13 protein-coding genes are annotated in these 11,294 nt (G+C 66.4%); 6 read left to right on the forward strand and 7 right to left on the reverse strand.

What is annotated here, in order from left to right:
• Positions 1 to 75 precede the first annotated feature (75 nt).
• Together FQK05_RS17770 and FQK05_RS17775 are read right to left on the reverse strand one after the other, a co-directional pair.
• Positions 76 to 1,410, reverse strand: coding sequence for a sensor histidine kinase (locus tag FQK05_RS17770; protein ID WP_158969338.1), 1,335 nt, complete (start codon positions 1,408 to 1,410; stop codon positions 76 to 78).
• Positions 1,407 to 2,066 carry a response regulator transcription factor gene (locus FQK05_RS17775; RefSeq protein WP_158969340.1) on the reverse strand — a complete coding sequence of 220 codons (660 nt, stop codon included), beginning with the start codon at positions 2,064 to 2,066 and terminating at the stop codon, positions 1,407 to 1,409. The genes FQK05_RS17770 and FQK05_RS17775 overlap by 4 nt, the downstream gene beginning before the upstream one ends.
• A 147-nt stretch (positions 2,067 to 2,213) precedes the next feature.
• On the opposite strand from FQK05_RS17775, the gene FQK05_RS17780 reads away from it, so the two are divergent.
• The 5 genes from FQK05_RS17780 (at position 2,214) to FQK05_RS17800 (ending at position 6,826) form a co-directional block, all read left to right on the forward strand.
• A complete protein-coding gene (locus tag FQK05_RS17780) occupies positions 2,214 to 2,516 on the forward strand; it encodes a PepSY domain-containing protein (RefSeq protein WP_158969342.1) in 303 nt (100 codons plus the stop codon).
• A gap of 211 nt (positions 2,517 to 2,727) precedes the next feature.
• Entirely contained in the window at positions 2,728 to 3,099 is a 372-nt protein-coding gene (locus FQK05_RS17785; protein WP_158969344.1) for a hypothetical protein, read from the forward strand.
• 67 nt (positions 3,100 to 3,166) lie between these two features.
• A complete protein-coding gene (locus tag FQK05_RS17790) occupies positions 3,167 to 3,637 on the forward strand; it encodes a DUF2271 domain-containing protein (RefSeq protein WP_158969346.1) in 471 nt (156 codons plus the stop codon).
• A gap of 11 nt (positions 3,638 to 3,648) precedes the next feature.
• The gene (locus FQK05_RS17795; RefSeq protein ID WP_158969348.1) at positions 3,649 to 5,856 is read left to right on the forward strand and encodes a PepSY domain-containing protein; all 2,208 of its coding nucleotides are present in this window, start codon (positions 3,649 to 3,651) and stop codon (positions 5,854 to 5,856) included.
• Positions 5,837 to 6,826 (forward strand): FAD:protein FMN transferase, encoded by a 990-nt coding sequence (locus FQK05_RS17800; protein WP_158969350.1) that lies wholly within the window; start codon positions 5,837 to 5,839, stop codon positions 6,824 to 6,826. Before FQK05_RS17795 ends, FQK05_RS17800 begins: the two co-directional genes overlap by 20 nt.
• A 327-nt stretch (positions 6,827 to 7,153) precedes the next feature.
• Here the strand turns inward: FQK05_RS17800 and FQK05_RS17805 are convergent, their stop codons facing one another.
• The 5 genes from FQK05_RS17805 to FQK05_RS17825 form a co-directional block, all read right to left on the reverse strand.
• Positions 7,154 to 8,017 (reverse strand): transglutaminase family protein, encoded by an 864-nt coding sequence (locus tag FQK05_RS17805; RefSeq protein WP_158969352.1) that lies wholly within the window; start codon positions 8,015 to 8,017, stop codon positions 7,154 to 7,156.
• Positions 8,018 to 8,026: 9 nt separating this feature from the next.
• Positions 8,027 to 8,239 (reverse strand): hypothetical protein, encoded by a 213-nt coding sequence (locus FQK05_RS17810; protein WP_158969354.1) that lies wholly within the window; start codon positions 8,237 to 8,239, stop codon positions 8,027 to 8,029.
• Entirely contained in the window at positions 8,236 to 8,664 is a 429-nt protein-coding gene (locus FQK05_RS17815) for a hypothetical protein (RefSeq protein ID WP_158969356.1), read from the reverse strand. Before FQK05_RS17815 ends, FQK05_RS17810 begins: the two co-directional genes overlap by 4 nt.
• A gap of 97 nt (positions 8,665 to 8,761) precedes the next feature.
• Entirely contained in the window at positions 8,762 to 9,598 is an 837-nt protein-coding gene (locus FQK05_RS17820; RefSeq protein ID WP_158969358.1) for a transglutaminase-like domain-containing protein, read from the reverse strand.
• 72 nt (positions 9,599 to 9,670) lie between these two features.
• Positions 9,671 to 10,465, reverse strand: a complete 795-nt coding sequence (locus FQK05_RS17825; RefSeq protein ID WP_158969360.1) for a hypothetical protein — start codon at positions 10,463 to 10,465, stop codon at positions 9,671 to 9,673.
• A 493-nt stretch (positions 10,466 to 10,958) separates the two neighbouring features.
• Between FQK05_RS17825 and FQK05_RS17830 the strand changes: the two genes are divergently transcribed.
• Positions 10,959 to 11,165 (forward strand): cold-shock protein, encoded by a 207-nt coding sequence (locus FQK05_RS17830; RefSeq protein ID WP_158969362.1) that lies wholly within the window; start codon positions 10,959 to 10,961, stop codon positions 11,163 to 11,165.
• Positions 11,166 to 11,294 lie beyond the last annotated feature (129 nt).

An 11,294-nucleotide genomic window follows, 5' to 3' on the forward strand; every position in this document is an offset into this window, starting at 1 on the left:
CGTCGCGCGGGCGGAACGCAGTCTTCCCAAGATCGGTCCTGTACCATTCCCCGTGTCCTGGGGCGTGCGGCAGTGCTATCCGGAATACAAGGGCAGGCTGACCGCTGCTTGGAACCCGGCATCCATTCCCGGCCTTGGGGACGCGAAAGTCAGGGTTCCGCCCGCCCTTTCGGCTATCGCCGCGACGATCGCCAGGCCCAGGCCGCTGCCCTTGGCGGTCGATGCGGCCCGTTCGAAGCGATGTGTCAGCCTGTCGAGCAGGTCCGGGGGCAGGGCCACGCCGTCGTTGGCGACGACAAGGCGGCCACCCGCGGTCAGAGTGACCTCGACCTTTCCGTCCGCAGTGCCGTGGCGCAGGGCATTCTCGACCAGGTTCCGGCAGATGATCCCGAAGGCATCCGGGTCGAGCAGCGACAGGACCGGTGCATCGGGCAGCGACAGGGCAATACGGTCGGCGTGACCCGCCCGCCGGATATCGTCGATCACCAGCCGGGCGATGGGACACAGGTCCTGCGGCATGTCGGTGGTCATCCGCCCGCCCTCGGCGCGGGCCAGCTGCATCAGCCGTTCGGACAGGCGGGTCAGTCGCTTCAGGGTCGTCTCGATGTCGGCGGCCCGTGCCCGTGCGCTGTCGTCGGCGGTTTCGGACTGCAGTCGCTGCGCCTGTGCGATGGCCCCTGCAAGGGGTGTGCGCAGTTCGTGCGCGGCATTGGCGGCAAAACTCCGTTCCGCCTCGAAGGCTTCGCGCAGTCGATCCAGCAGATCGTTCAGTGTGGCGGCTACAGGGGAGATTTCGGACGGAAGGTCATCGGTCGGTAAAGGCGAGAGATCGCGCACCCCCCGGCTCTGGATCCGCTGGCGAAAATGACGCAGGGCCTTCAGGCTGTTGCGGACTGCCACCGCGATCGCGACAAGCGCTAGCGGAAGAAGGATCAGAAGTGGAAGGCCCAGGGCGAATTGCACCTCCCTAGCGACGGACCGGCGATGCGCCAGCGGTTCCGCGACGGTGATCCGGACCGTGCCCTGCAGCGCCTCGTCGCTGTAAAGCCGGTGCGTCGCCGTTTCTTGGAATCCAGGCCCGTCCCAGGGGGGGAAGACCCCGGAATCCGCGGCATGAGATTCGACCAGCACACGGCCCATGTCGTCGCGGACCACATAGGTGAAGAATTCGTCATGGGCCCGGATCGGGGACAGTCTCTGGGTGATGCCTTCCTCTTCCCGGTCGATGATGTCCGCGACCGCAAGGGGCAGGATCCGCTCGGCCGTCTCGCGCAGGGCGGAATCGAAGACCTCGTCCAGTTCGCGTCGCACAAGAAAGGCCGTCGTGCTGGCTGCGGCGATCCAGAGCACCGCCAAAACGAAGCCGACCGACAGGGCGACCCGCGACTGAAGGCTGCGCGGCAGGGTCATCCGTTGCCGAGCCGATAGCCCATGCCGCGTTCCGTCACGATGACCTGGGCCCCCAGTTTCTTGCGCAGGCGGCTGACATGGACCTCGATCGTGTTGCTCTCGATCTCGGTATCGAAGGCATAGAGCTTCTCCTCCAGCTGGGCCTTGGACAGAAGCTGGCCGGGGCGTGACAGGAAGGCTTCGAAAAGCGCCCATTCCCGCGCCGTCAGCTGCACCGGCCGGCCGTCGCGGCGGATGCTGCGCGCGGCAAGATCCACGGACAGGGTGCCATGGGTCACGATCGGGTTCGGGTTGCCGCTGTAGCGCCGTGCGACCGACCCGATCCGCGCCGAGAGTTCGGCCAGGTCGAAGGGCTTGACCAGATAGTCGTCGGCGCCTGCGTTCAGCCCCTCGATCCGGTCCGACACCTGGTCGAGCGCGGTCAGGATGATGACAGGGGTGACGCTTCCGCGCCCGCGCAGGGATTTCAGGAAGGGAATGCCGCGGCCGTCGGGCAGCATCAGGTCCAGCAGGATCAGGTCATAGGACGCCCCGCGTTCCGCGTCGGTCGCCATATCCAGCCGCTGCACCCAGTCGACGGAATGGCCGTCCGCGGCGATCTGGTCCCGGACCGCCGCACCCAGAACCGTGTCGTCCTCGATCAGAAGGATGCGCATGATGAAGTCCGTTCCGCTGCAACTTGGCCACAATGTGATCGACTTGGCTGACGACAGGCTGAAGACCGGCCCCAAACCGCTTCAGGCTGCTGTCAGCTTTGACCTTTAAGGATGGTGGCCACCAAGCCGCTGCAGGGAGTTTGGCCGATGAAGAAGGCATTGACAACGATCGGGTTTCTGGCGGTTTTCCCCGCCGGCGCTGCGATGGCCGGCGACGATTGCTTTGTCCCGATGGCCGACTGGAAACCGCGCGGCGCGGTCGAGCAGATGGCGGGGCAGAACGGCTGGACCATCCGGCGGATCAAGATCGACGACGGCTGTTACGAAATCAAAGGCCGCGATGCACAGGGCCGCCGGATCGAGGTCAAGGTCGATCCCGGCACACTGGACATCATCAAGATCGAATACGAGGACGGGCACGGCAAACGCGAAGGGCGCGACGACGACTGATGCAGCGCCCGGACAGCCTCCGGTCCACCCGTCCCATGCGCCTTGTTCCCCGGATTTCGCCCGGCCGCCTGTGCCCCGCGCCCCGCCTTGCCCCGCCCCGTGGCGGGGTCATTCTTTCCTGACGCAAAGCTGAAGCGGAAAGTGGCGGCCCGTCAGGAAGCGCTCAGGTCCGGTCTCCAGATTGATCGCAGCAGATGAAAGGAGACCTGCAATGAAGAAGACCCTGACCTTTCTCTTGGTGTCCACGACCCTGACTGCCGCCGTCGGCGTCCCGTCCTGGGCGGCCGTGCAGTCGATGGCGACGTCCCGAGAGCACGACCCGAACGCATTGGCGGATGACGCGGTTGCAGGCGGGTCCCTGATCCTTGCCAGCGCAGATGAAGACGAAGACGACGATCATGGGCGCGGGTTCTTGTCGAAGTTCCGGATGGGGCATGACGACGATGACGAGGATGACGACGATGATGATGATGATGATGACAGCTATGGCAGCGCCCAGAGCCCCGCACCTGCGGGCTCCGTCGCCCCGCCGCAGAACGGGCTGTTCGGCAACGGCGCCCCGCCCAAGGTTCAGATGAACTGATCGACGCTGCGCTGCCGCGGACCCCATCACGGCGCGCGCATGACCATACCCGGCACGGAGAACTTCGATGAAACCGCTTTTGGCTGCCCTTGCCCTTGGCACCGCCCTGACGGCCCCCGCTCTGGCGCTGGCCCGCCCGGTGACCATGACAACCACCCTGAACACCTACGGAGGCGACGGGGCCTATCTTGCCCTCTACGTCACGGACCAGTCCGGTGCCTATGCCGGCAGTCTTTGGATGGCAGGGGGAAAGTCGAAATACTACAAGCACCTGAGCGGCTGGTATCGGGCCACCGGCGGTGACACTTCCCAGGTCGACGGCATCACCGGGGCCAGCGTAGGGCAGGGCCGCACGCTCGAAATCACGCTGGACCTGGCGGATGCGCTGTTCGACGCGGGCTATACCCTGCACATCGACGCGGCGGTCGAAGACATGCGCGACAGCCCGAACGAGATTGCCGTGCCGCTGACAACCGGGAACTCCGGTACGCCGGTTGCGGGGCGCCGCTACATCTCTTCCTTCGTCTACGACATGTAAGGGGCCTGGGGATGATCCGTGCGCTTCACCGCTGGCCGGGGCTGATCGCGCTGGCGCTGGTCACCGTGCTGGCCCTGAGCGGCGCGGTCCTGTCCATCTTTCCCGCGGCCGAGCGCCTGTCGGCTCCGCAGGCCGATCCCGGGCTTTCGGTGGCTGCGTTGGCCGAGAGGATACAGATCGCCTATCCGGGTGTGGAACAGATCCGCCGCGCACCGTCGGGCCGGATCACGGCCTACTGGTTCGATGCGGGCACGCCCGGGTCGGCGGTCATCGACCCGGCGACCGGCCGGGGCGTTGCGGATGTCGATCCGAACCGCTTCAGGCGCTGGATGACGGTCCTGCACCGGTCGCTGTTCCTGGGCGACGGTGGGCGCATCGCCATGGCGGGCGGGGCGGCGGCGATGCTTGTCCTTGCGATCTCCGGCGTGGCGCTTGTGGCACGGCGGACCGGCGGCCTGCGCTTCTGGTTCACCCGGCTGCGCGGTCCGCTGGCCGGGCGATTGCACGTGGAAATCGCAAGAGTCGCCATTGCCGGGCTTGCGTTTTCGTCGGTCACTGCGTTGTGGATGACCGCGTCGACATTCGGCCTCCTGCCGGATACCCGCGGCGGCCCCGCCTTTCCGGAAGAGGTCAGCGGATTGACCGGGGTGTCCCCGAGCGGCGTCGCCCTGCTGTCGGAGACGCTGGTCCCGGATCTGCGCGAACTGAATTATCCCTATCCGGGGGACGCCACGGATGTCTTCACGCTTCAGACCGACCGGGGCACCGGGTACTTCGATCAAGGCACGGGGGATCTGCTGGCCTGGGCCGACCTGTCGGGCTGGGACCGGATCTCGGAAACGATCTACATGCTTCACACCGGTGAAGGCGCGGCACCGGTCGCGATCGTGCTTGGGCTGATGGCGCTTGGCGTGCCGGCATTGGGCGCAACCGGCATCGCGATCTGGCTGGCCGGACGGCGCGGGCGCCTCCGGATCCGGGGTAACCATCCGGCCTCTGCCGCCGAAACCATCGTGCTTGTCGGCAGCGAGGGCGGCAGCACCTGGGGTTTCGCAGCAACGCTTCATGCCGCGCTGACAAAGGCGGGACAGACCGTGCATGTCGGGCCCATGTCGGCCTTCGACCCCGGACGCTATCGCAAGGCGGCCCGGATCATCCTGTTGGTGGCCACCTATGGCGACGGTGCCGCGCCGGCGTCGGCCCGGGGGTTCCGCGACCGGCTTGCCGGGCTCGGTGCACCCCCCGGCGTTCCGCTTGCCGTTCTGGGGTTCGGCGACCGAAGCTTCCCGGCCTTCTGCGCCTATGCCGAAGACGTCGCCAGGGCCGCGCGCGACGGGGGATGGGCCGAATGCGTGACCTACGACACCGTCGACCGCCAGTCGCCACAGGATTTTGCACGCTGGGGCCGGTCCCTTGGGCAGGCCATGGGAATAGAACTGGAGCTTTCGCACCGGCCGGTCGCACCCGGGACCGTGGATCTGACCCTGGTGTCCCGCCGCGACTATGGGGCTGGGGTTCAGGCCCCGACCGCGATCCTGCGCTTTGCCCTGCCGACCCGGACGGTCTGGCAGCGGCTGACCGGGGCAGGGTTCGCCCGGTTCGTCGCGGGGGACTTGCTGGGCGTCCTGCCGGAAGGCTCGGCTGTTCCGCGTCTTTATTCGTTGGCCTCTGGCCGCCGGGACGGGTTCGTGGAGATCGTGGTCAGGAAACAGCCGGGTGGCCTGTGTTCGGGCCAGCTGACGGGGCTTCGACCGGGCGATACCGTGCCGGCCTTCCTGCGCCGCAACCCGTCCTTCAGGCCGGGACGGGGCACCGCGCCGCTGATCCTGATCGGTGCCGGCACCGGAATCGGGCCGCTTGCAGGCATGATCCGGGCCAATGCGCAGCACCGCCCCCTGTACCTTTTCTTTGGAATGCGGCACCCCGACAGCGATTTCCTTTATGGCGAGGACATGCCTGGCTGGCGATCCTCCGGCCGTCTGACGCGCCTTGTTACCGCTGTCTCGCGCGGGGCCAAGCCGCTTTACGTGCAGGACGCGCTGCGGGCAGAAGCGGCCGAAGTGGCACGTCTGATCCGCGACGGCGCGCGGGTGATGGTCTGCGGCGGGCGGGGGATGGCCGCCGGCGTGGCCGAGGCCCTGACAGAAATCCTGCGCCCCTTGGACCTGACGCCGGCCAGCCTGAAAGCCGAGGGACGTTATGTCGAAGATGTCTACTGACCTGAACCGGCACGCCCTGAACGGACCGACCATGGGCACACGCTGGTCGGCCCTGTTCTTCATGCCGCCGGGTTTCGACCCGGAACCGGTGCGCCTGGCCCTGCAGGCCGCCGTCGAGGAGGTCGATGCCCAGATGTCGACATGGCGGCCGGACAGCGCCCTGATGCGCCTCAACGCCGCGCCGGTCGGCGACAGGGTCGCGTGCGCGTCCGGCCTGATCGGGGTTCTGAGGCTTGGCGTCATGATCGGACAGGCGTCGGCCGGGGCCTTCGACATCGGATTGGGGGATGCGGTGACTGCCTGGGGTTTCGGTCCCGATGCCGCCACGCCGGACGGTATCCGGCGCGCCATGTCGGCGACCCGCCGCCCGGCCAGCGAAACGCTTGTCTTCGGCGAAACCGAGGTCTGCAAGACCGCCCCGATCGCGTTGGACCTTAACGGCATTGCCAAGGGCCATGGCGTCGACCGGCTGGCCGAGACGTTGCGCGACCACGGCATCACACAGGCCCTGGTCGGGATCGACGGCGAAATGCGCGCTCTGGGTCTGCGCCCGGACGGCACGCCCTGGTCCATCGCGGTCGAGGCACCCGATGCCGGCCGTCGCAGCGTCCATTCGGTCGTAACGCTCGAGGATGCGGCCATCGCGACCTCCGGTGATTATCGCCACTGGGTCGAGATCGGGGGAAAGCGCCTGTCGCACACGATGGACCCCGCCCGCGGCGCACCGCTGGTCGCGTCGCCCGCGTCGGTCACCGTGGTTGCCGCGACCTGCGCCACAGCCGATGCCTGGGCCACCGCGCTGATGGTTCTGGGGGTCGACAAAGGTACCGCCAAGGCGCGCGCGCACGGGCTCGACGCCCTGTTTCTGGTGCGCAAGGGCGACGGCACGGTCGAAAGCATCGGGACGGGCCCGCTTTTCGGCGATGCCGCTGTGGGGGCGGCGCTCTGGGATCAGGGACCGGCGGCCTGATCGGACCCGGGGCCATTTCGGGGCGGGCAGGTCATCTGCACCGTCCGGCTGGTTCCCCCGCACGCCCACGATTCGGACCGTTCATGAACCGTTCGGGGAACGACCTTGATCAGGCTGTTGCCAACAGGTTTTTGACCAGCTTGGGACTGTACGGACCGGATCCGGCATCTGCAGGGGTTACAGAGAAGCGCGCCGGGATATGTCCGAGTCCACCGGGCGTTCCGGCATCCAAAATGCAGGCTTGCGCGGAACGGGATGCTGTCGCCCGCGGGTCTTGTACGGCGGCATCGGCCCGGACATGAAGGCGCCCGTGACAGGCGGGGCAGGTCAGCTCGACACGTCCACCACGACGTCCATCTCGTGCAATCCGCCGTCTGTTCCGAAATAGCTGCCGGTCACGGGGGCGGCCTGTTCGATCCGTCGCGCCACGGCGACCGGGACCAGATTGGCAGAACCGACAGAGCGATTGGTCGGATCGAAGGGGATCCAGCCGGCGCCGGGAACGAAGACCTCGGCCCAGGCATGGGTCGAACCGGACCCGGCCGAACCAAGGTGGCTGCTGTTCGGATCGTAGAGATAGCCCGAAACCAGGCGCGCGCCGAAACCAAGGGTGCGCACGGCCTCGGTGAAGAGAACGGCAAAGTCGCGGCAGGAGCCCCAGCCGCGATCCAGCGTTTCCAGCGGACCCTGCGTGCCCTCTGTCTCGCGGCTTTGATAGTAGACGGCGCTGCTGACTCCGTTGGCGATGTCCTTCAGCAGCGACAGCGTGTCCGTCGGCCGGGACAGGATGAAACCGTCGGCCCAGCGGGCCAGCCGGCCGGCGACATCGGCATATTGCGGCAGGGTCAGCAGACCCAGATCGGCCAGATCGTCGGAGGAGTAGCGGAACGGAAACTCGGTCGCCGAGGCCGCGATGGAAAAGACAGGCCAGGTCGGTGCCGTCAGGTCGACGATCATCCGCGATTGGATGACCAGCGTATCGGTGGGATAGGCGAAGGTCGCAGTTGCCACCGCATTGCCCGCGACATCGTGGGACCAGACGACCTCTGCCGCGGGCGAGATGTCGAGATCGAAAGCGATAAGGCGCAGATCGCGGGTTTCACGCGGGCGCAGCATCATCCGGTGCGTCCGCAATGTGACGGCCGCTCCGTAGCGATAGGCCGTCCGGTGGCGGATCTCGATCCTGGGCATGTGCCGAACCTAGGACGCGCCGCCGGAGACGCGGCGGCGATCCATGCCGAACCCGGACGGTGCCGCGCTGCGCCAGACGGACGATCCCTTGCAACGTGCGCAGATCCGTTGCCCGAAGCCGTCGCTGGCAAACGACGACTGGCAGCGCAGGCAGGTCCGCTGTGCCGGGATGTCCTTCTTTGCCTTGTCCCGCTCCGGGAAGGTTTCGTTTTCCCTGGTCATGCGCAGGCTCCCCCGGTGATGGCGGGGCTGCCGTAATGTGTGCCGCTGCCATCGTAGAGCATGCGGATTTCGGCCTCCGAGACGCCGTCGGCCGCCATGACCAGCCGGATCAGAGGATCGGTCAGCATTTCGTTCAGGAAAGTCTTCGTCTCGGCGTTCCGGGCACGCTCGCCGCGCGGGGGGTCCTGTTCCTGCCCTTTCAGCGGATCGGTCTGGATAGGCGACGGACCTGGTTGAGATTGGACCGGGTGTGATTGGCGTGGAGGAACGTTCATCCGGACCGGCGGTAGCAGGCCCGTGTGCAGGCCCGCGCTGGCCGGTGGGCGAACCTCGATCCGGTAGCGACCCTGGGGCCGAATCTTCAGGGCGCTGTTCAGCTTGAGGGGCTGCTGAAACACTCGGCTGGTCTTGGTCGGTGCGGTCATTGTCGGTCCTCCCGGACAGTGTTTCGGATGCCGGACCCCCGGTGGGATCCTGGGCAATATGTGCGATGCCGCAGGTCCCTGATGGCCGCGGCAGAGATCAGCCCGGTGTGCCGTGGTCCGGCGAAAGCGGCGGTGCCTCGTCCGTCCAGACATCAAATGCGGTCAGGGTATTGGGGCCGAAAGTCTGGGTCAGGGCGACGTCCGCCGCATCCCGGCCCCGGGCCATCAGGATCCGGGCCGTCCGCCGGGCATTGTTGCGCGGGTCGAAGACCCACCACTGGCCGTCCAGGAAGACTTCCATCCAGGCCGCGAAATCCCCCGGCGGATGCGGTTCCGGCAGGCCGATATCGCTCAGGTATCCGGTGCAATAGCGGGCGGGGATGTTCACGCAGCGGCAGAACGCGATGGCAAGGTGGGCGAAATCGCGACAGACGCCCCGACCCCCGGACAGGGTTTGAGACGCCGTCCGCGTGGCATCGGCCTGCATGTAGTCGAAAGCGATGGCCCCGTGCACGAAATCGCATATGGCCTGCACCCGCGCCCAGCCGGTCAAGGTTTCCCCGAACAGTCGCCAGGCCTGGTCCGACAGGATGTCCGTGTCGCAATACCGGCTTCCCTGCAGGAAGATCAGAGTATCGAACGGCAGTTCCTCGACCGGATGCTGCGCAGCGCCCGGCGCCACCGGATCAAGCTCGCCGGAATCGCGGATCACTCCGTCCGTCGACAGGGTGAAGTCCCCGGCCGGCGCGACCATCCGCGTGCACCAGTTGCCATAGCTGTCGCGATAGCTTTCCAGCGGCACGCTGGGCGATGCGACCAGATGGTCTGCGCGTTCCAGGTCGCCAAAGCGCGAATAGTGGACGTTCAGCATCGCGATCAGCGGCGTCGGCTGCGAGAAGCTGTAGTTCAGGCGGCAGCCGATGCTTACGCGCATGTCGGTCTCCTTGTGCGTTTTCCAAATCGTGGCCCTGTCGGGTTTTTGTCGCGACGATCCATCAACGGGCCGTCACCGTGCCAGCACACAGCGGGCGCCGTCCTGGCGAAAGCCGGAATCGCAGCGCCAGCCGTTACCGCTTCGGTCGAAATGCGCATTGTCGGGCAGGGCGACGGCAACACATTCGCCGCGCCTGGCGTCGAAGCCGCGGTTGCAGCGCCATCCGGGCCCGAACGAGTCGCTGGTCAGATAGGCGTTTTCCGGCACGACGACCGGGTCACATCGGTCGCCTGCCTTCAGGAACCCGCGTTCGCAGGCCCAGGCCGGGCCATAGCTAGCATTGGTCAGATAGCCGTTTTCCGGAACCTCGATCCTGCTGCACATGTCGCCGTCGACAAAGAAGCCGCGGTCGCATTCCCAGCCCGACCCGCTGTCGGAATCGGACAGGAAGGCACGATCCGGCAGAACGATCACGTCGCAGGTGTCGCGATTGCGCCTGTAGCCGCGGTCACAGCGCCAGGAATAACCGGTTTCCTCCAGATACGCGTTCTCGGGCATCCGGATCGGGGCACAGATGTCACCCTTGGCCTGTTCGAATCCCCGCTTGCATTCCCAGCCAGAACCATAGGATCGACCCGTCGGATAGGCGTTGTCGGGCAGGGCGATCGGAACACATTCCCGGTCCTTTTCGCGATAACCCCGATCGCAGTCCCACCCGCTGCCATAGCGCTGCGGCTGGGCATTTGCGGGCGGCGTTCCGGTCCCGTCCTGGGCCGAAGCGGGCAGCGCCAGCGCCGCGGCAAGCAGCAAGGCGGCCAGACCGCGCACGGCCCGCACGATTCCGGCGGCGTTCTTCGGACGAAGCATTGATCCTCTTTCAGGTCATTCACTGACCCGGCTGTGGCCTGCAAAGATGGTGGCAAGCGATAGGGTGGTCGGGCCGCACCGGTGCGAACGGTCCCTTCGTGGGACGACCGCACAGAACTCTCGGTTCCAGAGTTCCGCCGGCCCGCGGGCTTCCAAAGCGACTTGTCTGAAGTTTCGCCTGCATCTGCGGCGTTCGGGGCCCCACGCCTGGCGAAGGGTTCATGACTTCGGAGACAACGAAACTGTGTCTGCCCAAACACATGGGGCTGGACTCTGATATTGTCAATCGCAACCTGTGGTCGTTGCGGATTGCACCCAAACAGAAAAGACGCTTGCCATCTTGCCCTGAGGGCCGTCTGGGTGCATAATGAGAGCGCTATAGAAGTTTCTTTCGAACCTCTGCCTCCGTCTACCGGCTCTCAGTTGATCGATACGGACTGACTTTGCCGGGTCGTCGCATCCTGTGGACGACACCAGAACAGGAGACACGGACATGGCCACTGGCACCGTGAAATGGTTCAACACTACCAAAGGCTTTGGCTTTATCGAGCCGGAATCCGGCGGCAAGGACGTTTTCGTCCACATCTCGGCTGTCGAGCGTTCGGGTCTGACCGGCCTGGCCGACGCCCAGAAAGTGACCTACGATCTGGAATCCGGCCGTGACGGTCGCCAGAATGCGGTCAATATCGCTCTGGCCTGACCTCGGCCTATCGGGCGCTCGGAAGAGCGCCCGAACTTCCTGACCCTAGTATCGGCCACGCTTCTGCCCTCTCGGGCAGAGGGCATACTTAAGGGTATTGCGTCCCGCCGCGTTTCGAGCGCTCCGGTA

It is taken from the genome of Chachezhania sediminis (genome assembly GCF_009765275.1).
GTDB classification, from domain to species: Bacteria; Pseudomonadota; Alphaproteobacteria; order Rhodobacterales; family Rhodobacteraceae; genus Chachezhania; species Chachezhania sediminis.